This is a genomic window from Mesorhizobium sp. WSM3866, assembly GCF_002294795.1.
In the GTDB taxonomy this organism is placed as follows: Bacteria; Pseudomonadota; Alphaproteobacteria; order Rhizobiales; family Rhizobiaceae; genus Mesorhizobium.
Map to the genome: position 1 here is coordinate 557,615 of NZ_NSGC01000001.1, position 23,493 is coordinate 581,107.

The window sequence follows — 23,493 nt, forward strand, 5'->3', positions numbered from 1 at the left end:
GTTTCACGGCGGTAGGGATGAATCACGGAGACGAACTTTATGCTCACCAAATATTTGCTGCCGTTCGCATTGGCCGCCGGCACTTTGATGCTCTCCGCCGGCGCGCAGGCCATGCCGATGGCAAAGCCCAGCGCTGCGCCGCTGCCGGTCGAGACGGTCGGCTGGCGCTGCGGTCCGGGCTGGCACGTGAACCACTGGGGCAGATGCGTGCCGAACGGTCGCCGGTTCATCCGGCCCGTGCGCCACTGGCATCCGGGCTTCCGGTATCACCACCGCTGGCATCCCGGCTATTGGAGCTGGTGATCGGTTTGAGGGGCGCCCGTGCCGGAAACGGCGCGGGCGGCTTGCTAAGTTCCTCGAGCGAGGATTCAGACAGCCCTCAGAGACGGCGTCTGGACAGCGCCCCCTCTGTCTTGCCGGACATCTTCGCCGCAAGGGGGAGATCAGACATCGCGCCGGCCTTCGCCAATCGTCAGTGTCGTACTCTGTTCGACAGCGCAGAGTGGTCGCGGCGCCGAAGCTGCCAATCTCCCCCCAAGTGGGGGAGATGTCCGGCAGGACAGAGGGGGGCGCGAAGGATCTCGACCGATCTCACCTTGTGCCGCCGCGTTCCTGCCTCGCGGTTGATGGACAAAGTCGAAGCTCTCACACAATCAAATCCCGCATCGGCTTCACCCCTCCCGACTCCGGAAACACCTTGTCGCCGAGCACCGCGGCGGAGAGCCCGAACTGCTCGGCAAGCAACCCCTTCAGCACCGCGCGCACATCGCTGGTCGGCGCGAGGTCGCGGCCTTGGTAGAGCTGAGCCGGCTTCAGCCCCGGCCAGTCGGCGATGACGCGGCCACCTTTGATCGCGCCGCCGGCGAGCAGCACTACCGTGCCGGTGCCGTGGTCCGTGCCGACGGTGCCGTTGACGCGGGCGGTGCGGCCGAATTCGGTGATGGCGACGATCGCGGTGTCCTTCCAGCGCTCGCCGAGCCCTTTCTCGAATTCCTCGAAGGCGCCATCGAGGCCGCCGAGCAGCTTGGCGAGCCGCCCGGTGGCGCCGCCCTCGTTGACATGCGTGTCCCAGCCGTCGAAGGCCAGCGCCGCAATGCGCGGCCCGTCGTCGGCCGCCATCAGTTTCGCCGCGCCTTGCGCGGACTGGCGCATGCAGGCGGCGTTGGCGAGGCCGCCGCGGGGTTTCTTCGAGCTGCCATCGAGCTGGTCGCTCATCGCCATGCGGTCGGCGTCGAGGCCCTTCTGCAGCACCGCTGCCAGCACCGGGTCGCGATGGTTGTAGAGGTCGAGTACACGCTCCGCCAGCGCATCGCTGGGCGTCGGCAGCGCCTGCGGCGCCCAGCCGAGCACGGGTGCTGCGCCACGGATCACCAGCGGCGTCGATGGGCCTACCGCCAGCCCGCCGAGCTTGGCCACTCTTTCACCTGCCGGGAGGCTGGCTATCGCGCGGTTCAGCCAACCGGTTGTGGCGTTGCCAGGGCCCGGCAGGCCGCTCTCCAGCACATCCTGGCCGTCGAAATGCGAGCGCTCGCGGTAGCCGGTCGCGGCCGCGTGCACCGCGGCCGCCTGACCTGCCTTGAACAGCCGCGCGAACACCGGCATCGCGGGATTGATCGCGAAGAAGCTGTCGAGCGGCAGCGCCGCATTGGCGCCGGAGAGCGACAGCGCGATGTCGCCATGCAGGCCGGCATAGTCGGGGTCACCGAGGGGGCCGATCGTCGACAGCCCATCCAGCGCGCCGCGCAATATGATGACGATCAGGCGCGGATCGCGATGGTCGGCGGCGCGGGCGAAGCGTGGCAGATAGGCCCAGGCAAACAGCGCGCCGCCTGTCATCAGCACGGCGCGCCGAGATGGGTTCGGCGTTTCACAAAGAAGACTCATGCCGCTTCTCCATTGTTCACCGGCGTTGAAATTCCGGCGCCATCAGCAGCAGCGCCAGGCCTTGCTGTTTGGACTCGGCGCGCGCGATCGCTTGGCGCGTCTCGGCCGAGGCGGAGGCGCCGATCACGGTGGAAAGCATGTCATCGGGATTGCCGATGTCGCTCGCCTGACGAGCCGCTTGCCAGGCGATGTCGAGGCGCGTCTTGAGGCCTTCGGCGGACGCCCAGCTATCCGTCCGGTCGGAAAAGCCGTTCGGCCCGGGCGGTTGCCAGAGCGGCTCGCCCAGCGCCCTTAGCCAGCGCAGCGTTCGTTGCGGCTCTTTCCCGGCGGTGGAGCCGATCGCCCGCCGGACCGCTACGGCATAGTCCAACGGCGAGCGCAATTTTGTCAGCGGCAGCGACCAGGCTTCAGGCAGATCGACCAGGGCAAGCGCCAGCGCGCGCAGGTCGCCGTCCGTCTTGGTGAAGATCTCGGCAAGGCGGTCGACTACAGCCGCCGGCGGATCGTCGGCAAAGAAATGGCGGGCGAGCTTGGTAGCGATGTGGCGCGCGGTCGCCGGCTGGCGGGCGATGTCGTTGAGCGCGGCCTCGGCCTGGCCCATGCCGCCGGCCGGGTAGGTCTTGCCGAGCAGCACCGCCTCGCCAGGCTGATGCGCATCGGGGTCGAACACAAATGTGCCGGGCTCTCCGAGGCGGCCCTTCCGCCCGGCCATCGTCCAGCCGGTGAGCGCTCCCGCGAAACTCGTGACGTCCGCCTGGCTATAGCCGCCGTCGACGCCGAGTGTGTGCAATTCCAGGATCTCGCGGGCGAGGTTCTCGTTGAGGCCGCGGCCGCGCCTTTTTCCGGCGCGCGAATCCGGTCCGGTCGATTGTCGGTTGTCGAGGTAGAACAGCATCGCCGGGTGATGCTCGACGGCCAGCAGCATGTCGGCGAAGCGGCCGAGCACGAAGGGGCGGACAGCCTCGCGCTCGAAAGCGCCGGCGCAGGCCCGCACGAGCTGGCCCTTGGCGGTCGAGACGCAGAAATGGTTCGACCAGAAACCGACCAGTCTTTCGACAAAGCCGGGTGCGGCACCGAGCGCCTTGTCGAAACGGGCTTGCGCTTCATCCCGATAGATGTCGGCCTCGACCGGCGGCACGCCTGACTTGCGTTTTGCCTCGGCTGAGCCGTCCGAAGTGTCTGCCGCAGGCTGCATGGCGGGCGCTGGTTTCTCCCGCGCTGCCTTGCGCTCCGCGGCGGCGGCCATGCTGGCCTGGATCGCGGCGGTGCTGTCCAACAAGCCGGCATTTTTTGAATCGTCGGCCGAGACAAGCGCGACATCCAACAGCTCGAGCTCGGCCTTTAGATAACCGCGCGCATCGGCCGCAATCTTGCCGAGATCGTCACCAGGTTTCGCGCCAAGCCCGAAGCGGTTGAGCGCGACCAAGGCTGGATCGGGCAGAACGGCATTTGGAACGGATGGAGCCAACAGAGCCTCCGTCGCGGACCGACGCAGGTCGCGTCGGCGGTATCTCCACGGTCGAAAAGCCTTATGATGCCGGAGTCGACATGATGAGGCCGGCAGGGGCTTACCAGCGGCGCCAGTAACGATCGCCGTGCCACGGACGCCAGGCCGGGCCGATATAGACGCTTGGGCCACCCCAGTAGTAATAGCCCGGATAGATCACGCGGCGGTTGGGCACGCAGCGACCCCACCGGTTGGGGTGCCAGCCGGGGCCGCAGCCCCAGGCCACATGCTCGACAATCGCAGGCGCCGCAGGCGCCGCAAGCGGCATTGCCGAGGCTGCACTTGCCGCGGCAGTCCCGCCGATGGCAAGCGCAGCCGCAACAGAATATTTCGTCAGACCATTCATGGGATACTCCGAAGTTTCTCGAGGTTGAACCGGCCACGTCGCGTTCGCGTGGCGGCAGGCGTGTCCCTCTTTTTCTTTGAACGGAGACGGCCGGCGCTTTCCGTCGCTCTTATGGCGTATTTTTTGCCGGGATGGGCCGCTGCCTGCCGACATGACGCAATAGGGCGTCGGCCAGCAGCTTACGGTCATCCAGCGGGCTCGACGCGGCGAATTCGACGATGCGCTGTTCCAGCCGGCTGCGGATGGTGGCGTCGGCATTGCGCGCCCGCTCCAGGGCTGCGGCCAGAGCGTTGGCGTCGAGCGTCGGCTGCTGCAAGAGGTTGGCCGCCTCACGCCGCGCCTGCTGTCCGTCGAGGATGACTGCGCGCGACTCGCGCCGAACCTCGCGCAACGCCTGGCGGAATACCTTGCGGTCGCTGGCGGGAAGCTGACCGCCGGCCGATTCCAGCGAATAGCCGCCTCCGGAACGGCCGATCAGCCAGCCTGCACCGCCGGCGACGGCACCGATCAGGAAGACGTTCAGCACCAGCGATGCCGCGAAAAGACGAGCGCTCATAGGTCCTCCGTGTCGGCGTCGGGACCGGCATCGCCGAACGACGTTGCGTTGGCATCCATCACATAATGGTCGGACGTGGCATCTGGCGTGACAACGGTGACCAGCGCCAGCCCGACCACGGCGCCGGCAAGGCCGACGCCGGCAAGTCCAAAGCCCAGCCACCAAAACCGGCGGCGCCGCCCCTGGCTGAGCTGCGTGGTGGCCCGTGCGACAATCTCGCCATGCAGCGTCCGGCTTGGGGCTTCGACGTGATGACGGTCGAGAATGGCATCGAGCCTGCCGGCGGTCGCCAGAATGGCGCGACCCTCTTCGCTCTCCGCAAACAGCGTGGCGGCAGCCTGGTCGGCCCGCGGCCAGCGATGCAGGGCGCTGCCATAGGCGTCCGCAAGTGCAGCGAAGCGTTGGGCACTCATCGCCCCGTCAGCGGCCTTTCTTTCGTCAGCCATCTCGTTTCCCCTTCCACGGGTTTGACGTGGCCACCCAAGTCCCAACCGCCGCCAGCTGCTCAGTCATCGCCATCTCCGATGAGCATGGCTTGCAGCGAGCGTCGACCCCGCGCGAGCAGGCTTTCCAGCGCATCGACGCTGACCTGCATGGCGCCGGCGGCCTCGATGTTGGACATCTCCTGATAATAGACGAGCACGATCGCCTCGCGCTGGCGCGGCGCGATGCGCAGCAGCGCCTGCTGGACGCGCCGGCCTTCGTCTCCGGCGTCGGGAAGCGGTGCCTCATCCGCCGCCTCCGGCAGTTCGTCCGTCACCCATTCGCGGCGCCGCCGCAGCCGGTCGTAGCAGAGGTTGAGCGCCACCCGGTGGACCCAGGTGTCGAAACGCGCATGACCCTGGCGCCAGCCCGAGGCATGACGCCAGATGCGCACGAAGGTCTCCTGGGCGACGTCCTCGGCCTCGGCGGCATCGCCGAGCATGCGGGTGGCGAGCGAAAGCAGGCGCGGCAGCTTGCGCGCCACCATCGCCTGCACGGCGGCTTGATCGCCGGCACCGATGCGCCGTACCAGTTCCTCGTCCGGATCGGCGCCCATCAATCGGGGCGCTCCCAATGGCCATCGTGCTGCATAACCTCTCGGTCATTGCTCCTGATTGGGAGCGGTTTTGTGGCCCGGCCGTTCCTCGGCGCTCATAACGCCGTCGCCGTTCTTGTCGAGCCTGGCGAAGCGCTTGGCCAAGAAGGCGTCGAGCTCGGATTTGTCGACGAAGCCGTCCTTGTTGGCGTCCATGCGCGCGAAGGATTTGGCAGGATCGGCCTTGGCCTTGCGCTGGGTCTGGAACGCCGTCCACTCGGCGAGGCTGACCTTGCCGTCGCCGTCGGTGTCGGCCCGCATGAAAGCCTTTTCCCGGCGCGCCTCGAACTTTTCCAGCGTGATGCCCGGCCTGGCGGAGGCGGATGCGATTGGCGCCGGCTGCGCCGGCGCGGTGGCATGCGTCGCTGTCTGGGCGGCCGCGGCGGCGGCCTGCAGGCCAAGGGCAACGACAAATATCGAACGGCGGATCATGCTCTCGTCTCCGGTTGCGCATGGCCATTGGCGGCCACGCTTCAGCCGTTAAACGCGGCAACAGGGAAAATCCGTCGGTCGTTTCTGACGAGACAATTAGCAAGAGTCCGGCAAGAAGCCGGGCCGGAGCCGATCGGGAACGAGGGTGAGCGAAACTATTTCCGTTCGTCGACCACCATCAGCTGATCCGGCTTGAAGCCGGCATGTTGCGGGGTCCAGACGTCGCCGTCACGGTTGAACCAGTGGCACAGATACGTGCCCGAGGCAGCGCCATCACTCACCGTCATCTCCGGGCCTCCGGATTTTAGCCTGACGATGTCACCGGTCTTGAAAGTGTTGGGCATTTTGGCCTCCTTGCTAGAGACCGGGAGTTTCCCACCAACAGCGATTCTCGACAATGCCCGAGATTCGCTGCAAAGCCCGGAAGAGCGTGCGTTCCGCTTTCAGCCTCTGGGTAAAGGAGGTCGCCTGGCCGCACGCGGCGCGCAGGAGAGGGCATCGTCGCAGCCGCGGCGATCACTCCGGCACGCCGGCGATGCCCAGCGCCTCGACGTAGCGCTCGGCGAACACCTTGTCCAGCCACGGGTTGATCTGTCTCTGCAGGGTGAGCGTGAAGGTCGGGAACGCCTCCATCAGGCGGCGCGCCGCGGCCTGCGCCTCGTCCAGCCGGTTGAGCTTGACCAGCGCCATGATCACCGGTGCGAGGAGCCGTAGTTCGGCATCTCGTGCAGCGCGCGTTCTCCCCATGCCAGCGCTTCCTCGTAGCGCTCGAGCATCAGATAGCTCATCCCGATGCCGGAGAGCGCGATGCCTTTCTCGGGGTCGACCGGACTCAGCCGCATCGCCCTGTGAAAGTGCTCGATCGCCACGAGCGGGCGGCTGGAATGCGCGTTCACCCAGCCGCTGCCGGTATGGCCCTGCGCCGAATTGGGGTTGAGCAGCAGGGACCGTTCGATCGTGCCCAGCGCCATCTCGTATTCCTTCGCGCTGTAGGCGATCACCTGCGCCGCGAAGCGCAGGCTCGTGGGGTCGTCGCGCGCTTCCGCCAGCACCTCGCGCGCCATACGCGCGGCGACTCGCACATCGTCGGGTTCGTGCCAGCACTGGCTCACAGATAAGCTGCGGATATAGGCGCCGAGTGCCTTCGCCAAGGTGAAGCCCGGGTCGATGCTGAGCGCCTCGTTGGTGAGTCGGCGTACATCGGCAAAGCCTTCGCGCGTCATGCTGTAGAAGCGCGGCAGTGCGCGAAGATAGAGGTCGTAGGCGCTGATGTAGTCGGTCGGCTTCATGCGCGCCTGCTTGATCTCCTCCAGCCGGATGCTCGGCTCGACAGCACCGACGACGCTCTCGGTCACCTTGTCCTGCAAGTCGAAGATGTCGCTCACGTCGCCTTCGAAGCGGCCGGTCCAGACATGGTGACCGCTGATCGCGTCTACCAACTGCCCGCTGATGCGCACGCGCGATCCGGCTCTGCGGATGCTGCCTTCGAGCACGTAGCGGACGCCCAGCTCGCGCCCGACCTGGCGCAGGTCGACCGCCCGGCCCTTGTAGGTGAAGGACGAGTTGCGGGCGATCACGAAGAAGGAGTTCACCCGGCTCAATCCCGTGATGATGTCCTCCACCAGCCCGTCGGCGAAGTATTCCTGGTCAGGGTCGCCGCTCATGTTGGTGAAAGGCAGAACCGCGATCGAGGGCTTCTCGGGCAGGGGAGGCGGTGCAGCCACCGAGGCGCTGGCGTCGGTCTCGACGCGGTAGGCGCGCACGGGACGCTCGATGTTCTTGAGGCGCAGGTTGCCGAGCGGCGTGAAGCCGCAGTCGAGCTTGCCCTGGAGGTGGTCGTAGGCGGTGCCCGAGACGACCACGGTCCCGGGATCGGCGGCGCTTTCGAGGCGGGCGGCGATGTTGACCCCGTCGCCGTAGAGGTCGCCGTCCTCCTCGCAGACCACGTCGCCGAGATTGACGCCGATGCGCAAGCGAATCCGCTCTTCCTCCGGCGTTTCCGCCTCGTGTTCCGCCACAGCCTGCTGGATCGCCACCGCCGATGTCACCGCATTGACGACGCTCGCGAATTCGCAGAGCATGCCGTCGCCGGTGAGCTTGACGATGCGTCCCTGGTTCTCGGATACCAGCGGCTCGAGGAGGTCCTTGCGGTAGGCCTTCAGCCGCTCGAGCGTGCCGCGTTCGTCGCGCTCCGTCAGGCGCGAATAGCCAACCACGTCGCAAGCCAGGATCGCTGCGAGGTGGCGCTGCGTGCTCATTACACGGCTCAGCCAGGCGCCTGCACGCGGGCCGTCCCGCGTCCATGTCCTGCCGGCTTCCATGCGCCTCACCTGCACGCTATCCATCTTTCCCAATCTCCGCCCGTCGCTGGAACGGAGAGCAACTTGACCTTGCCCTCACGAGATTCCGCTATCCAGCTTGCGAAGCGTGGAGCGTTCAGTCGCGCTACAGTCAACCAACGACCCGCCCACGCAGCCTCTGGGGACGCTGACGCCACTTCCAGAAGGCCGGGGATGTTGGCTGGCTTGTGTAACCGGTTGACGCCACCGTGGCGGCGCTTTTGTATCGGCATCACACCGAACACTCACGCTTGGAGGTGCTGAGGTCGGCAAGCGGCGAAATGCTGCCGTACGACGCCGCAGCGTTTCGGCTTAGGGCGATCTTGGGTGGGTTTATGGGCGAACCCAAATCCACCCGACACGTATGGTATTGGAATTACACGCTTTTAGGAAACTGGTGCCGCTTGCGTGACTCGAACACGCGACCCCATCATTACGAATGATGTGCTCTACCAACTGAGCTAAAGCGGCCCGGGAAGCCGCTGGGCTTCCAAGATGCGCCGGTTGATAGACTCAACCGCCAGCTAATTCAAGATGGCTGGCGGCGAAATCCTGCGCTCATGCGCGGCAATTCCGTCGCTTGCCGCTGCGCGACAGCCTTAAGCCCCGCGCCAGCACGGCTTGCGGGCTCGCCGGCGGGAGGCTCCGATTTCGTTGCAGGCCGATCCGGCGGCGGCGACAAAAATGTTGATTCTTCAACAAAAAACGCCGAAATGGGCATTGGATGCGTCGGCAAGGCAGCCGCCCGCCCGTTGATTGACTGGTCGCCTGCGGCTAACGATCGATAACTGTGAGCGAACGCGCAGAGGGAGCTCGCTTGGACGCCATCGAGAAAGCGATCCGCAACGCCTTCGAGAAAGGCAATCCCGAGGACCGGGCGTTTCGCGAGAAGGTCTATCGCTCGGCCTTTGCCGCGCTCGATCGCGTGCTGCAGGCCAACCCCAACGTGACGGTGGAAGCCGCCATCAACCGCCGCAAGGCGGTGCAGGCCAAGATCACCGAGATCGAATCCGAATTCCTGCCGGCTGTCCAGGCCGTTCCTGACGTGACGCTTCCGCTGGACAGCGGTCCATTCGTCGGCAACGCCGCGCCGGGGCCGGCGGTCGACACGCCGAGCCAGTCTCCCGCGCCGCCGGTGGATGCCCCGCGGGGCCCCGACCAGGCGGCACCGTCGCCGTCGATCACCGTCGACGGTCCGGTGCAGCCCGACACATCGGATGCGCCGCGCTCGCGCGTGCTGCCCCGCGTGCCCGACATCATGCCGGACGAGGCGCTTCCGAACGCGCCGACGCTAGATGACTCCCCCGGAGCGTCCATCGGCAACGGCGCCGAAGTGGCGCCGGATCGCGATGAACGGCGTATCCGTGGCCGGCGCCTGCCGCTCACCGCCATCTTTGTCGCGGCGACCCTGCTGGCGGCTGCCGGCATCGGCCTCTATTTCGCCAAGCAGACGGGCGTCTTCAAGACGGCGGCTGAACTCAACACCGGTCCGCCAGAGCCGACCCCGACGCTGGAAGACGAAGACTCCTCGCAGCCAGCCGACACCGGTTCGCCGCAGAAGCCCGGCGAGGCGGATCAGTCGAAGAACTGGATCAACGTCTTCTCGCCCAGCGATCCGACCCATGTCAGCACACCGTCCGACGCCGCCGCAGATGTGATGAAGGACGACACCGGCCAGTTCCTGCGCGTCCGCTCGGGCGCATCCGGCTCGGCCATCGCCTTCGATGTCGGCCAGGGCGTGCTGGAAAAGCTCGCCGGCAAGCATGCCATGTTCGATATCATCGCCCGCTCGGAAGAAGGCAAGGAGACGCAGATCTCGGTCGACTGCGATTTCGGCGAGCTCGGCGATTGCGGCCGCAAGCGCTATGCCGTCGGCCACGAGCGCAACGAATACCTGTTCGACGTGCAGTTCCCGAACAAGCACCCGGGTGCGGCCGGCACCATCGCCGTCAATTCCGATTTCGACAAGCAGGGCAAGTCCGTCGACATCTACGAGATCCGCGTATCGATCGCGGAGTGACCTCGGCATCGGCAGCGAGGGGCTATCTCCAGGGATGCGACCGACCTCCCCTTGATGGGAAGGTCGGCGCGAAGCGCCGGGTGGGGTGAAGCGTCGGCAGATTTCTAGCTGTCGAGCAACGCCTGCAGCGTCTCGATCCGGTCGGCCTCGGCGGAGGGCTTGTCCCAGCGCAGCCGTGAGATGCGCGGAAAGCGCATCGCGACGCCAGATTTATGGCGCGTCGAGCGGTTGAGCCCTTCGAAGGCCACTTCCAGCACCAGCCCATTCTTGCGATCGGCGCGCACCGAGCGCACCGGCCCGAACCGCTCGATCGTATGGTCGCGCACATATTTGTCGATTTGCCGCAGCTCCTCGTCGGTGAAGCCGAAATAGGCCTTGCCGACCGGCACCAGCTCTTCCGATCCCTCCGGGCCTGACCAGACCCCGAAAGTGTAGTCGGAATAGAAGCTCGAGCGCTTGCCGTGGCCGCGCTGCGCATACATCAGCACCGCGTCGATCGTGTGCGGATCGCGCTTCCACTTGAACCAGGGGCCTTTCGGCCGGCCGGCAAGATAGGGCGAATCCCAGCGCTTCAGCATCACCCCTTCGATGATCGGATGCGGCGGCGCCTGGCGCAGCCGCTCCAGCGTCTCCCAATCCGAAAATTCGACCAGCGGCGAAAGGTCGAAGCGGCTGGGATCGAGCGTCTGGACGAAGGCTCCGAGCCGGGTGCGGCGCTCGGCGAAGGGGAGGCTGCGCAAATCCTCGCCGTTGATTTGCAGCGCGTCGTAGCAGCGCATGAAGGCCGGATATTGCTGCTGGATTTTTGGCGAGACGCTCTTGCGGTTCAGCCGCTGCTGCAGGTCGGAGAAGGTTCCGGTCGCCTCGCGCGGGTCGCCGACCAGCAATTCGCCGTCGAGCGCCGCCTCGAAATCCATCGTCGCGGCGAGGTCCGGGAAGGCGCCGGAAACATCGTCGCCGGTGCGCGAATACAGCCGGCGGATGCCGCCCTCGCACACCGCCTGGACGCGGATGCCGTCCCATTTCCACTCCGCCGCATAATCGGCCGGTTCGAGCTTTTCCAAATCGCCGTCGTCGACCGCGTTGGACAGCATCACCGGCCGGAACAATGCGAGCGCGGCGCTTCTCGGTTTTTCCGCCCGGCCTTCCAGCCACGCAAAGAGCGCCGTGTAGGGAGGCGTCAGCCCGTGCCAGAGCTCCTCGATCTCGACGACATCGACTTGGCCGAGATCGGCCAACGCCTGCTTGGCAAGCCGCGCCGACACGCCGATGCGCAACCCGCCGGTAACCAGCTTGATGATGGCGAAGCGCGCAGAGATGCTGGCGCTGTCGAGAAGCCTGGCGAGCACCTGCGGCCCGTCGGAGCGGCTCGCCGCCTGGAGCTTGCCGACCACTTCGGCGAGCGTCGGCGCGTGGTTCGGCATGTGGCCGGCCGGCTGCGGCCAGACCAGCGACACCGTCTCGGCGAGGTCGCCGACATAATCGTAGGAATAGCCGAACAGCACGGGGTCCATGCGCTCGACCACCAGCGCGCGCAGCATCGCCGGCTTCACCGCCGCGATCGACAGATCGCCGGTGATCGCCGCCAGCGCCAGCCCGCGGTCGGGATCCTCGACGCTGCGGAAATAGTCGGTGAGCAGCGTCAGCTTGCCGTTGCGCGAAGGCGTCAGCACCAGCCGGTCGAGGAGCTCGGCGAAGCGGTTCATCGTTGGTTGCGCCATGCCAATCGCGAGAGCAGGCGCAAGGCGCCCCCCTCTGTCCTGCCGGCCATCTCCCCCTCAAGGGGGGAAATCAGATGCCGCGCCGGCTTTCGCCAATCTCTCGCGTCGCGGGAGATGCGTCGGCCCTGAAACTGCCAATCTCCCCCTTTGAGGGGGAGATGTCCGGCAGGACAGAGGGGGGCGCCGTAGAACTCGGCGGCGGCGATTGGCGAACACTGTTCCATCAATCGCCCTCGTCCTCATACCCAACAAGATGCAGCGGCCGCGCCGCGATGCCCTCCAGCTCGCACCAGCGCACCAGCGCTTCCTCGCGGCCATGCGTCACCCAGATCTCCTCGGCGCCCGTTTCCTTGATCGTGGCGATGAGCTCGTCCCAGTCGGCATGGTCGGAAATGATCAGCGGCAGCTCGACGCCGCCCTGCTTGGCGCGCTGACGGATGCGCATCCAACCTGAAGCGAAGCAGGCGATCGGGTCGGGGAAGCGCCGCGCCCAGCGGTCGGCGAAGGCGGCCGGCGGCCCGACGACTATGGCGCCTTCGAAATCGGCCTTGCCACCGCTTTCCACCGTCGCTGGTTCGAGTTGCCCCAGATCGATGCCCTGGCTCTGGTAATATTCGCTGAGCTTGGCGAGCGCGCCGTGGATATAGATCGGCCTGTCATAGCCGGCCTCGCGCAGCAGCCGCATGACGCGCTGCGCCTTGCCGAGCGCATAGGCGCCGATCAGGTGCGAACGCTCGGGAAATTGCATCGCCGATTTGAGCAGGCGCGCGATCTCCTCATGGTCCGGCGGGTGCCGGAACACCGGCAGTCCGAAGGTCGCCTCGGTGATGAAGACATCGCAAGGCACCGGCTCGAACGGCAGGCAGGTAGCGTCTTTCTGGCGCTTGTAGTCGCCGGAGGCGACGATGCGCAGGCCCTGATGCTCGACGACGATCTGCGCCGAACCCAGCACATGTCCGGCCGGATGGAAAGTGACGGAGACGCCGTTGATATCGATCGTCTCGCCGACAGTTGCTGCCTGCGTGGTTTCGGCGAAATCCTCGCCATAGCGCAGGCCCATGATGTCGAGCGTTTGCTGTGTGGCAAGCACCGAGCGGTGGCCTGAGCGCGCATGATCGGAATGGCCGTGCGTGATCAGTGCGCGGCTGACCGGCCGCACCGGATCGATGAAGAAATCGCCTGGCGGACAGTAGAGCCCTTCGGGTCGTGGCTTGAGCAGGTCGCTGGCGCGCATGGCCTTGAACATAGTGGCTAAATTCGACGCGGGAAGCCTGTTGCAACAGACTGCTGACTCGTCCTACAGCCGGCCGCCGGTTCGCACACCGGCGGGATCAATGGAACCATGAAACCACTTCAGGCCTCGTCCGGCGATTTGAACGCCGACCGTCGCGCCGACTTTGCCGAGATGCTGCTGGCCTCCGGCGAGCCTGCGCAGGCGGCGGAGCTTTTGCTTGGCGCGCTGGAGCTGGCGCCGCAATGGACGGCGGGCTGGTTCCGGCTCGGCGAGATGCAGGAAGCCGCACGTTTTCCCGACCAGGCAGCCCAGGCATGGGCGATGGCCTTGAAGCTCGATCCCGCGGACCGGCTGGGTTCCGCGCTCAAGCTGCAGCTGATCGGCCATGCGCCGGTGGCAGCGGCTCCGCCCAGTGCTTTCGTCGAGACCCTGTTCGATCACTATGCCGACAATTTCGAGCAATCGCTGGTCGGGAAACTCGGTTAGCGAATGCCAGAGTTTCTCGATCGCGCCATTCGCGCGGCGAGGCCGGGCCGGTTCCGGCTGGCGCTCGACCTCGGCTGCGGCACCGGCCTGATGGGCGAAAGGCTGCGCCCGATCGTTGACCGGCTGGAAAGGCTATGACATTTCGAGCAGCATGTTGCGGAAGGCGCGCGCCAAAGGCATCTACGACAAGCTCTCCAAGTCCGATCTCCAGCATTTCTCTCGACCTGGCTCGAAAGCCGACCTCGTGGTCGCCGCCGACGTGTTCATCTATGTCGGGGCGCTCGAACGCATTGTTGGAGCAGTTGCCAACAGTCTGGTCGATGAAGGCCTCTTTGCGTTCTCGGTCGAGACACTTGCCTGTGGCGATGACTTTGCATTGCTGCCCTCGCGGCGCTACGCGCATTCCGTGGCCTATGTGCGGCGCGTTCTCGCCGACAGCGGGTTTGCGATCCTGTCGCTGGAAAGCACGACCATCCGGCATGACCGCGGCGAGCCAGTAGGAGGCCTTGCGGTTATAGCTCGTCGCAGGCCGGCGGAATGAGGGCGACGGCTGCTCGCGAAAAAGCCCGAATCGCGTGTCGGCTTAGGGCGTGGCGATACGGCACGGAGAATTACCATGCGCTGGACCATGGCTGTGTTGGCATCTTGCCTGATGACGGCCGGCTGCGTTGGCGGCACTTCGATGGCGGAGCGCCAGGACGAAAACGTCCAATCCTCGCTGCAATATGACAGCGTGCCCTGCGACCAGCTGCTAGCCAATCGCAACGCGCTGGCGCAGCAATACAATCTGCCGGTCACCGCAAAACCGGCTTTCTCCAATCCGGCGATGGGTTTTGGCCCGTTTACGCCGGACATGCGCTCCAGGGCGCAGCGCGACAGCGACAAGGCGAGCGGCGAGATCGACGCAATGAACCGTTCGATCGAACGGCGCGATTGCGGCAAGCCGAAGAAGAAGGACAAGTTCGCGCTGCCGGGCTCGAAGCCGGCGTCTGCTCAGTAACCCGCTTCGCGATCGACGACGTTTTCGAGCTTTTCGCCGCGCTCGAAGGCGGCCATTTGCCGAAGCATGATCGGCACCAGATGGGCCGGGTCCGAGGTCGCCGCCGCATGCGGCGTCACGAACACTTTCGGATGGCTCCACAACGGGCTCGTCTTGGGCAGCGGCTCGACCTCGAACACGTCGAGGCTCGCTTCCTTCAGCGTGCCGTCTTCCAGCGCGCGCAGGATGTCGGCATCCTTCTGCAGCCGCCCGCGCCCGGCGTTGATCAGCACCGAGCCGCCGAGGCCGTTGCGTTTGCGCAATTCCTTCAGAACGGCGTAATTGACGATGCCTTGGGTGCGCGGCGTCAGCGGCAACAGCACCACCAGGATGTCGGTGGCGCTGAGGAAGGGGATCAGCCCGCCTTCGCCGGAATAGGTCGAGACCCCCTGCATCGGGTGCTCGGTGCGCGACCAGCCGTTCACGGCGAAGCCTAGCGCCAAAAGCACCGATGCCGCGGCGCGGCCAAGGTTGCCGAGACCCATGATGCCGACGGAGATGTCGCCGGCCGGGCGTTGCGGCGGCTCGTGCCAGGTCTTCTTCTGCTGTTGCGCTCGGTAGAGCATGCCCTGGCGATGGTGGTCGAGCACGCGCCAGACGACATATTCGGTCATGTATTGCGTGAGATTGTCGGCAACGACCCGGACGATCGGCACCTCGGGCAGGCCGGGGTCGGCGAAGATATGATCGACGCCTGCGCCGATCGAGAAGATGGCGCGCAAATTGGGCAGCGACGACAACAGATTCGGTTTCTGCTTCCACACCACTGCATAAGCGATCGAGGGATCGCTCGGACCATCAGGCTCCAGCACCACCTCGCGCTCGGCCGCGAGCAGTTCGCGCCAGCGCTGCGGGTGAAAGCCGGTGAGGGCAAGCAGAACTTTGCCTTTTTCCATTCGTGGAGTGTCTTTCCTATATTTCCAGCCTATTCGCTGACGACCCCGGTCGGTGCCGTTTCGATCCGGAACGCGGCCGAGATCAGCGCCCTCGTATAGTCGGTTTGCGGGCGGTCGAAAATCTGTTCGGACGGCCCGGCTTCGACGATCTGACCATTGCGCATGACGATCACGTCGTTGGCAAGGGCGCGGATGACCTTTAGGTCGTGGCTGATGAAGAGATAAGCGAGGTTGTGCCTGGCCTGCAGGTTGCGCAACAGATCGACCACCTGCGCCTGCACGCTCATGTCGAGCGCCGAGGTCGGCTCGTCGAGCATGACGAAGCGCGGGTTGAGCACCATGGCGCGGGCGATCGCGACACGCTGGCGCTGGCCGCCCGAGAATTCATGCGGATAGCGGTGACGCGTCTCCGGGTCGAGACCGACTTCCTTCAACACCTCGACGACCTTGTCGTCGCGCTCATCGGGCGAGAGTTTCGGCGCATGGATCTTCAGCCCTTCCTCAATGATCTCCGCGACCGACATGCGCGGGCTCAAGGATCCGAACGGGTCCTGGAAGACGATCTGCAACTCGCGCCGCAGCGGCCGCATGGCGCTGAAGGAAAGCTCGTTGATGTTGCGCCCGTTGAAGTTGATCGCGCCCGTGGACGAGATCATCCGCGCGAGCGCCAGGCCGAGCGTCGTCTTGCCGGAGCCGGATTCACCGACCACGCCGAGCGTCTGGCCGGCGCGCACGGTAACGTCGATGCCGTCCACCGCCTTCACATGGTCGACGGTGCGGCGGAAGAAGCCCCGCTTGATCGGGAACCAGACCTTGATGTCCTTGCCGGTCATGACGGCCGTGGCATCGGCATTCGCCGCCGGCGGTTTGCCCTTCGGCTCGGCGGCCAAGAGGTGCTTGGTATAGGCGTGTTGCGGGTTGGCGAAGATCTCCTTGGTCGGCCCGGTCTCGACTATTTTGCCCTTCGTCATGACGCAGACGCGGTCGGCGATCTTTCTGACGATGCCGAGGTCATGGGTGATGAATAGCATCGACATGCGCTTGCGGCTTTTCAGGCCGGCGAGCAGTTCGAGGATCTGCGCCTGCACGGTCACGTCGAGCGCCGTCGTCGGCTCGTCGGCGATCAAGAGTTCCGGCTCGTTGGCCAAGGCCATGGCGATCATGACGCGCTGGCGCTGGCCGCCGGAGAGCTGGTGCGGATAGGCATCAAGCCGCTTCTGCGGGTCGCGTATGCCGACCTCGGTGAGCAGCTCCAACGTGCGAGCGTGGGCCTGGCGATCGCCCAGCCCCTGATGCAGCTTCAACACCTCGACGATCTGCTGCTCGATCGTGTGCAGCGGATTGAGCGAGGTCATCGGCTCCTGGAAGATCATGGTGATCTTGTTGCCGCGCACGCCGCGCAGCGTCCTTTCGTTGGCGTGGAGCAGGTCGGCGCCGTGGAACAGGATCTTTCCCGAGGGGTGGCTGGCCGACGGGTAGGGCAACAGCTTCAGCACCGAGAGCGCCGAGACCGATTTGCCGGATCCGGATTCGCCGACCAGCGCCACCGTCTCGCCCTTGCCGATGTCGAAGGAGACGTGGTCGACGGCGATCGATTGCGTGCCGCCTTGCGCGAAGGCGACACTCAAATCGCGGACGGAAAGCAGAGGGTCGCTCATTTGAACGTCTTGCGCGGATCGAAGGCATCGCGCGTCGCCTCGCCGATGAAGACCAGCAGCGACAGCATCAGCGAAATCACGATGAAGCCGGAGATGCCGAGCCAGGGCGCGTTGAGATTGCGTTGCGCCTGCTTCAGCAATTCGCCGAGCGAGGCCGAACCCGGCGGCAGGCCGAAGCCGAGATAGTCGAGCGAGGTCAGCGTCGAGATCGAGCCCGAGAGCAGGAAGGGCAGGAAGGTCAGCGTCGCCACCATGGCGTTGGGCAGGAGATGGCGGAACATGATGGTGAGGTTGGGCACGCCAAGCGCGCGCGCCGCGTTGACATATTCGAAGTTGCGCGCGCGCAGGAACTCGGCCCGCACCACGCCGACCAGCGCCACCCAGGAGAACAGCAGCATCAGGCCGAGCAGGATGAAGAAGCCGGGCGGCAGGATCGCGGAGACGATGAGCAGCAGATAAAGCACCGGGATCGCCGACCAGATCTCGATGAAGCGCTGAAAGAGAAGGTCCGTCCAGCCGCCGAAATAGCCTTGCACCGCGCCCGCCGCGACGCCGATCAGCGAGGAGCCGAGCGTCAGGATCAGCCCGAAGAGCACCGAGATGCGGAAGCCGTAAAGCACGCGTGCCAGCACGTCCCGCGCCTGGTCGTCGGTGCCCAGCCAATTCCAGTTGCCGACGACGCAGTTGGGATCGGCTTCGCCCTGCGGATACTGGCTGCAGCGCGTCTTCTTGTCGTAGAGCCAGGACGGCTTGGCGGGTGCGGCTTCTGGGATGGCGTTGTTGACCGTTTGATAGGAGTAGCGGACCGGCGGCCAGATCATCCAGCCATTGGCATTGATCTCGTCCTGGATCACCGGATCGCGATAGTCCGTGACGGCATAAAAGCCGCCGAATTTCTCTTCCGGATAGGCGATCAGAACCGGAAACAGGATCTCGCCCTTGTAGGAGGCGATGATGGGCTTGTCGTTGGCGATCAATTCGGAAAACAGCGACAGCACGAACAGCAACAGGAAGATCCACAGCGACCAGTAGCCGCGCCGGTTCGCCTTGAAGTTTTGCAGCCGCCGCTGATTGAGCGGCGACAACCACGGCCGGGCGGCGCGGGCCGGCTTGGTTTCTGCCGAAGCTGCCGTCATCAGACGTCTCTCCGCTCGAAATCGATGCGCGGATCGACCCAGGTGTAGATCAGGTCCGAGAGCAGGGCGACGAACAGCCCGAGCAGCGAGAAGATGTAGAGATTGGCGAAGACCACCGGGTAGTCGCGGTCGATCACCGACTTGAAGCCGAGCAGGCCGAGCCCGTCGAGCGAGAAGATGTTTTCGATCAGCAGCGAGCCGGTGAAGAAGGCCGAGATGAAGGCGCCCGGGAACCCTGCGATGACGATCAGCATGGCGTTGCGGAAGACATGGCCATAAAGCACTTTGCGCTCCGACAGACCCTTGGCGCGCGCCGTCACCACATATTGCTTGCGGATCTCCTCGAGGAACGAGTTCTTGGTCAAAAGCGTCGTCGTGGCGAAGGCCGACAACACAAGCGCGGTCAGCGGCAGCGTCATGTGCCAGAAATAGTCGATGATCTTGTCCGGCCAGGACAGCTGGTCCCAATTGTCGGAAACGATGCCGCGCAGCGGGAACCAATCCCAGAACGAGCCGCCGGCAAACAGCACCATCAAAAGGATGCCGAATAGGAAGCCGGGGATGGCATAGCCGACGATCACCACGCCGCTCGTCCAGACATCGAAGGTCGAGCCGTCCTGCACCGCCTTGCGGATGCCGAGCGGGATCGAGATCAGGTAGGACAATAACGTGATCCACAGCCCGATCGAGATCGACACCGGCATCTTTTCCAGGATCAGGTCGAGCACCGAGATGTCGCGGAAATAGCTGTCGCCGAAGTCGAAGCGGGCATAGTTCCACAGCATCATGCCGAAGCGCTCGAGCGGCGGCTTGTCGAAGCCGAACTGCTTTTCGAGCTTCTTGATGAATTCGGGATCCAACCCTTGCGCGCCGCGGTACTTCGAGCCGACATCGCCGGCGACGTCGAAATTGGTGGTGCCCGCGTCGCCACTGCCGCCGCCCAGGCGATCGGTGCCGCCCTGGTTGGTGAGCTTGGCGATGACCTGCTCGACCGGGCCGCCCGGCGCGAACTGGATGACGGCGAAGGAGATCGCCATGATGCCGAACAGCGTCGGGATCATCAGAAGGATGCGGCGCAGGATATAGGCGCCCATCAGATGTTGCCCTCCTTGGGGAAGACCACTGTATCTGGAGGCGTCCCCGAGGCAATCGCTTCAGACCAATTGTCGGCGTCGGCGCCGCCGCTCATCGTCCTGCCGGACATTTCTCGTCCTATAGTGACGGGGAGAAAGGGGCTGGCCGCGATCTCGGCACGTTCGCCACGCTTGTGATTGGCGAAACCAAAGATGAAGGTTTCCCTCTCCCCGCCACTATACGGGGAGAGGATGCCGGCAGGCAGGTGAGGGGCGGCGCCTTCGGCCGCAAGAAATTCACCCTTTGCCAATTTTCGCCGCCTTGCCCTTGTCGACCCACCACAGCGCTTCGACCGGAAAGCCGAAATCGGGCTTCTGCTCGGGAAAGCCGAACATGTCCCAATAGGCGCTTCGGTGATTCGCCAGATACCAACTTGGAATCCAATCGCGCCGAGCGCGCAAGGCCCGATCGAGCGCCCGCATGGCGACGGTGAGGCCCTCACGGTCCTTGGCCGCGCCGACGGCGTCGATCAGCGCGTCTATAGCCGGACTCGCTATGCCCGGCAGGTTCCGAGAGCCTGAGACCGACGCGCTTCGCGAATGGAAGAAGATCTCGAGGTCGTCGCGTGTCGGCGTGGCGCTGAAGGAGAAGGCGGCCGAGATCAGATCGAAATCGAAGGTCGATTGCCTAAGCTGGTATTGGGCGGAATCGACCAGCCGGATCGAAGCGTCGATGCCGATCGCCTTCATATTGGCGACCCAGGGTGAATAGACCTGCACGAAGGTCTCGTCTTCCACGAGGAACTCGGCGGGCAACCGCGCGCCCTTGTCGTTGACGACGAAATCGCTGGAGCGTTTCCAGCCGGCTTCGGCAAGCAGCTTCGCCGCCTTGCCAAGCAGTTTGCGGTCGCGTCCCGAGCCGTCCGAGGCTGGCTGCGTCACCGCTTCGCCGAAGGCCTCCGGCGGCAGCTTCTCGCGCAGGGGCTCCATCAGCGCGAGTTCTGGCGGCGGCGGCATGCCTTCGGCGCGAAAGTCGGATTTCTCGAAGCAGGATTGCGAGCGCTCATAGGAGCCATAGAAGAAATTGCGCCGCGTCCATTCGAAGTCGAAGCAGAGCGCGATGGCTTGCCGCACGCGCGGGTCCTGGAACTGCGCGCGCCGTTGGTTGACGGCTGTCGCCTGCATCGACGGCACCGTCTCGGCCGGGAATTCGTGCTTCACCACCTTGCCGGCGGTAAAGGCCGGAAAGTTGTAAGCCGTCGCCCAGACGCGCGAGGTGAATTCCTCGCGATAGAGGATCTCGCCCTTCTTGAAGGCTTCGAAGCCGGCCGTGCGGTCCTGGTAGAACTCGATGCGGATACGCTCGAAATTGTTCTGGCCGCGGTTGACCGGGAGGTCGTTGCCCCAATAATCGGCCACCCGCTCGTACTCGATCCAGGCGCCCGCCGACCAGCGCTCGACCTTGTACGCGCTCGAGCCGAGCGGCGGGTTGAGCTGCGACGAATCGAAGGGGTTGGCCGTGAAGAAGGCCTTCGACAGGATCGGAAACGCGACGACGTTCAGGATGGTACGGGCCGATTGCTTGCCGGAGAACTTGAGCTCGACCGTATGGGCGTCCTTCACCACCGCGTTGTCGAGATGCGTCAACGACAGCGAATAATCCGGATGCCCCTTGTCCTTCAGCAGTTTGAAGGTGAAGGCGACATCGTCGGCGGTGAGCGGCGTGCCGTCATGGAAGCGCGCCTGCGGGCGCAGCGAGAAGGTGAAGCCGTTGCGGTCGTCGGAAATTGTGACCCCGTCGGCGATCAGCCCATAGACGGCGTCAGGCTCGTCGAGCGCCCGCACCATCAGCGAATCGAAGCACATTTCCATGCGCTGCGGCGCATCGCCCTTGGGCACGAAGGAGTTCAGCGTGTTGAACGTCAAAGGGCTCTGGTTTTGGCCCCAGTTGGGCGGCGAGAAATTGAAGGTGCCGCCTTGCGGCGCATCGACGTTGACATAGTCGAAATGCGCGAAGTCAGGCTTGTATTTCAAATCGCCGAACGCCGACAGCCCATGCAATTTGACACCGGTCGGGGTCTGGGCGAAAGCCCGACCCGGCAGCAGCGCTGCGGCAGTCGCCGCCGCGCCGAGCGCCAGGAAGTCGCGACGAGGAAGCAATGTCTGCCGCCTCATCAGTTGCCCCTGTATTTGGCGGTCAATGCCTTTTCCTTCGCCGTATCGATCCACCAGGAGTCGATATCGGCGCCACGGTAGGAGGGCTGCTTTTCGGGCATGCCGAACTTGTTCCAATAGGCAAGCCAGACCACCGCGCGGTAGTATTGCGGCACGGTATAGTAGTTCCACAACAGCACGCGATCGAGCGCATGAGTGGCGGCGACGAGATCGTCGCGGTCGGTGGCGAAGATGACGCGTTCCACCAGCGCGTCGACGACCGGGTCCTTGATGCCGGAGTAATTGCGCGAGCCGGGTGAATCGGCGGACTTCGAACTCCAGAAATCGCGCTGTTCGTTGCCGGGCGAATCCGACTGCTGCAGCACGTTGGTGATGACGTCGTAGTCGAAATTGTTGACGCGGTTGACGTACTGGCTGGGGTCGATGATGCGCAGCGTCGCATCGACGCCGATCTTGCGCAGATTGGCGATATAGTTGCCGGAGAGGATCTGATCCGTGTCGGACGTGCCGAGGATCTCGAATTTGAATGGCGCGCCGCTCTTGGCGTTCATCATCTTGCCGCCCTTGATCACCCAGCCGGCCTGGGCGAAGAGGTCGACAGCCTGCTTCAGATATTTCCGCTCCGCTTGCGGTGAGTCGTAGACCGGCAGCTTGAATTCCTGGGTGAACAGTTCAGGCGGCAGCTTGTCGCGATACTTCTCGAGGATTTCGAGTTCCTTGCCTTGCGGTAATCCGCTCGACGCGAGTTCCGTACCTTGGAAATAGCTTTGGGTGCGCGTGTTGGAATTGAAGAACAGCGTTCGGTTCATCGTCTCGAAGTCATAGGGATAGGTTAGCGCCTCGCGGACCCGGCGATCCTGGAACAGCGGCCGGCGCTGGTTCAGCATGAAGGCTTGCATCGGCTCCGGCGAAGTGGTCTTGAATTCCTTTTTGATCACGTCGCCGGCGTTCACCGCCGGAAAGTTGTAAGCCGTCGCCCACCGCCGCGAGCTGTTTTCGGCCTTGATGTCGTCTAGCCCGCCCTTGGTAAAGGCCTGCCACGCAGCATTCTCGTCCAGTATGTAGGTGAAGCGCTGAGTGTCGAAGTTCTCCCGGCCGATCTTCACCGGCAGCTTGGCGCCCCAGTAATCAGCCACGCGCTGCCAGACGATCTCGGAACCCGGCTTGAAGCTGGCGATCTTGTAGGCGGCTGATCCCAGCGGCGGCTCGAGAGTCGGCCTGGTGATGTCGCGCTTCTTGCCGCTGGCATCGGTGCCCTCCCACCAGTGCTTCGGCAGGACGACCAGATCGCCGATAATCTTGGGCAGCTCGCGGTTGCCCTTCTGGTTGAAATGAAACTCGACCTCGCGGTCGGAAATCGCCACCGCGTCGGTAACGTTCTCGAAATAGCGGTTGTATTGGGGGGCGTTGGCCTTCAGCACCTGGAACGACCAGACCACATCGTCGACGGTGATCGGCTGGCCGTCATGCCATTTCGCTCGCCGGTCGAGCCGGTAGGTCGCAGAGGAATAGTCGGGCGGGTATTTATAGGCCTCGGCAACCAGCGGGTGGCTGACGCTGCCCTCGTCGGTCGCCTGGTCCATCAGCGTGTCGTAGAGCAGGCCGCCGCCGAACCCGGCGAGCCCCGCGGCCGGCGACCCCGGCACGATATAGGGATTGAAGCTGTCGAAAGTGCCGACAACGACGGAGTCGTGGGCGCCACCCTTGGGAGCGTCCGGATTGACATAGTCGTAGCGTTGGAAATTTTCGCCGTATTTGGACGGGCCGGTCAGCGAGGACGTGGTGTGCCACTCATCAGCGAGGCTGGCCTGCAGGCTGGCGGCGAAGGCGATCGCCAGCATCGATGCGAAAAACGTGCGGGAGCGGCCGACCGTCATGCGTTCTCCTCGTCGCAACAGTATCCACCGGCAATC

The 23,493-nt window shown here is 64.8% G+C and carries 22 protein-coding genes, 1 tRNA gene and 1 pseudogene; 4 read left to right on the top strand and 20 right to left on the bottom strand.

Features of this window, described 5'->3' with window-relative positions; translation table 11 throughout:
* Positions 1–39 precede the first annotated feature (39 nt).
* Positions 40–303, top strand: coding sequence for a hypothetical protein (locus CK222_RS02635; protein WP_067003684.1), 264 nt, complete (start codon positions 40–42; stop codon positions 301–303).
* A gap of 342 nt (positions 304–645) precedes the next feature.
* On the opposite strand, the gene CK222_RS02640 is transcribed toward CK222_RS02635, so the two are convergent.
* The 11 genes from CK222_RS02640 to CK222_RS02685 all read right to left on the bottom strand — a co-directional run bounded on the left by CK222_RS02640 (position 646) and on the right by CK222_RS02685 (position 8,613).
* Positions 646–1,884, bottom strand: a complete 1,239-nt coding sequence (locus CK222_RS02640; RefSeq protein ID WP_095799296.1) for a DUF1501 domain-containing protein — start codon at positions 1,882–1,884, stop codon at positions 646–648.
* A 16-nt stretch (positions 1,885–1,900) separates the two neighbouring features.
* Complete coding sequence (locus CK222_RS02645) at positions 1,901–3,352, bottom strand: DUF1800 family protein (protein WP_176477551.1); 1,452 nt, start codon at positions 3,350–3,352, stop codon at positions 1,901–1,903.
* 100 nt (positions 3,353–3,452) lie between these two features.
* A complete protein-coding gene (locus CK222_RS02650) occupies positions 3,453–3,737 on the bottom strand; it encodes a hypothetical protein (protein WP_067003691.1) in 285 nt (94 codons plus the stop codon).
* A gap of 109 nt (positions 3,738–3,846) precedes the next feature.
* The gene (locus CK222_RS02655; protein ID WP_067003693.1) at positions 3,847–4,293 is read right to left on the bottom strand and encodes a periplasmic heavy metal sensor; all 447 of its coding nucleotides are present in this window, start codon (positions 4,291–4,293) and stop codon (positions 3,847–3,849) included.
* Entirely contained in the window at positions 4,290–4,739 is a 450-nt protein-coding gene (locus CK222_RS02660; RefSeq protein ID WP_067324451.1) for a hypothetical protein, read from the bottom strand. The genes CK222_RS02655 and CK222_RS02660 overlap by 4 nt, the downstream gene beginning before the upstream one ends.
* Before the next feature lie 59 nt (positions 4,740–4,798).
* Positions 4,799–5,332 (bottom strand): RNA polymerase sigma factor, encoded by a 534-nt coding sequence (locus CK222_RS02665; RefSeq protein ID WP_067324453.1) that lies wholly within the window; start codon positions 5,330–5,332, stop codon positions 4,799–4,801.
* 45 nt (positions 5,333–5,377) lie between these two features.
* Positions 5,378–5,803: an acid-shock protein gene (locus tag CK222_RS02670; protein WP_067324454.1), complete on the bottom strand. Its 426-nt coding sequence runs from the start codon at positions 5,801–5,803 to the stop codon at positions 5,378–5,380.
* Positions 5,804–5,958: 155 nt separating this feature from the next.
* Positions 5,959–6,147, bottom strand: a complete 189-nt coding sequence (locus CK222_RS02675; protein WP_067324751.1) for a DUF2158 domain-containing protein — start codon at positions 6,145–6,147, stop codon at positions 5,959–5,961.
* A gap of 172 nt (positions 6,148–6,319) precedes the next feature.
* Complete coding sequence (locus tag CK222_RS32810; RefSeq protein WP_245432949.1) at positions 6,320–6,493, bottom strand: hypothetical protein; 174 nt, start codon at positions 6,491–6,493, stop codon at positions 6,320–6,322.
* A 2-nt stretch (positions 6,494–6,495) separates the two neighbouring features.
* On the bottom strand, positions 6,496–8,061 hold the full coding sequence (locus tag CK222_RS02680) for an adenylate/guanylate cyclase domain-containing protein (RefSeq protein WP_245432950.1): 1,566 nt from the start codon (positions 8,059–8,061) through the stop codon (positions 6,496–6,498).
* A 476-nt stretch (positions 8,062–8,537) separates the two neighbouring features.
* Positions 8,538–8,613, bottom strand: a tRNA-Thr gene (locus tag CK222_RS02685).
* 346 nt (positions 8,614–8,959) lie between these two features.
* Here CK222_RS02685 and CK222_RS02690 point away from each other — a divergent pair.
* On the top strand, positions 8,960–10,162 hold the full coding sequence (locus CK222_RS02690; RefSeq protein ID WP_095799297.1) for a hypothetical protein: 1,203 nt from the start codon (positions 8,960–8,962) through the stop codon (positions 10,160–10,162).
* Between the two features lie 104 nt (positions 10,163–10,266).
* Here the strand turns inward: CK222_RS02690 and CK222_RS02695 are convergent, their stop codons facing one another.
* Complete coding sequence (locus CK222_RS02695; RefSeq protein ID WP_095799298.1) at positions 10,267–11,868, bottom strand: cisplatin damage response ATP-dependent DNA ligase; 1,602 nt, start codon at positions 11,866–11,868, stop codon at positions 10,267–10,269.
* Between the two features lie 238 nt (positions 11,869–12,106).
* The gene (locus CK222_RS02705; protein WP_095799479.1) at positions 12,107–13,117 is read right to left on the bottom strand and encodes a ligase-associated DNA damage response exonuclease; all 1,011 of its coding nucleotides are present in this window, start codon (positions 13,115–13,117) and stop codon (positions 12,107–12,109) included.
* Positions 13,118–13,225: 108 nt separating this feature from the next.
* Between CK222_RS02705 and CK222_RS02710 the strand changes: the two are divergent.
* Both CK222_RS02710 and CK222_RS02715 read left to right on the top strand, forming a co-directional pair.
* A pseudogene (locus CK222_RS02710) lies at positions 13,226–14,144 on the top strand (methyltransferase domain-containing protein).
* A gap of 75 nt (positions 14,145–14,219) precedes the next feature.
* Entirely contained in the window at positions 14,220–14,603 is a 384-nt protein-coding gene (locus CK222_RS02715; protein ID WP_066996215.1) for a hypothetical protein, read from the top strand.
* On the opposite strand, the gene CK222_RS02720 is transcribed toward CK222_RS02715, so the two are convergent.
* Genes CK222_RS02720 through CK222_RS02750 form a run of 7 tightly spaced genes read right to left on the bottom strand, consistent with a single transcriptional unit; the run spans position 14,597 to position 23,457 of the window.
* Positions 14,597–15,538 carry a glyoxylate/hydroxypyruvate reductase A gene (locus tag CK222_RS02720; RefSeq protein WP_095799299.1) on the bottom strand — a complete coding sequence of 314 codons (942 nt, stop codon included), beginning with the start codon at positions 15,536–15,538 and terminating at the stop codon, positions 14,597–14,599. The genes CK222_RS02715 and CK222_RS02720 overlap by 7 nt on opposite strands.
* A 29-nt stretch (positions 15,539–15,567) precedes the next feature.
* Positions 15,568–17,196 (bottom strand): ABC transporter ATP-binding protein, encoded by a 1,629-nt coding sequence (locus CK222_RS02725; protein ID WP_095799300.1) that lies wholly within the window; start codon positions 17,194–17,196, stop codon positions 15,568–15,570.
* A complete protein-coding gene (locus tag CK222_RS02730; protein WP_095799301.1) occupies positions 17,193–18,332 on the bottom strand; it encodes an ABC transporter permease in 1,140 nt (379 codons plus the stop codon). Before CK222_RS02730 ends, CK222_RS02725 begins: the two co-directional genes overlap by 4 nt.
* On the bottom strand, positions 18,332–19,426 hold the full coding sequence (locus CK222_RS02735; RefSeq protein WP_095799302.1) for a microcin C ABC transporter permease YejB: 1,095 nt from the start codon (positions 19,424–19,426) through the stop codon (positions 18,332–18,334). Before CK222_RS02735 ends, CK222_RS02730 begins: the two co-directional genes overlap by 1 nt.
* Positions 19,426–19,716, bottom strand: a complete 291-nt coding sequence (locus CK222_RS02740; RefSeq protein ID WP_176477552.1) for a hypothetical protein — start codon at positions 19,714–19,716, stop codon at positions 19,426–19,428. Before CK222_RS02740 ends, CK222_RS02735 begins: the two co-directional genes overlap by 1 nt.
* Positions 19,703–21,580, bottom strand: coding sequence for an extracellular solute-binding protein (locus CK222_RS02745; RefSeq protein WP_095799303.1), 1,878 nt, complete (start codon positions 21,578–21,580; stop codon positions 19,703–19,705). Before CK222_RS02745 ends, CK222_RS02740 begins: the two co-directional genes overlap by 14 nt.
* Positions 21,580–23,457, bottom strand: a complete 1,878-nt coding sequence (locus CK222_RS02750) for an extracellular solute-binding protein (protein WP_095799304.1) — start codon at positions 23,455–23,457, stop codon at positions 21,580–21,582. The genes CK222_RS02745 and CK222_RS02750 overlap by 1 nt, the downstream gene beginning before the upstream one ends.
* Positions 23,458–23,493: the final 36 nt, after the last annotated feature.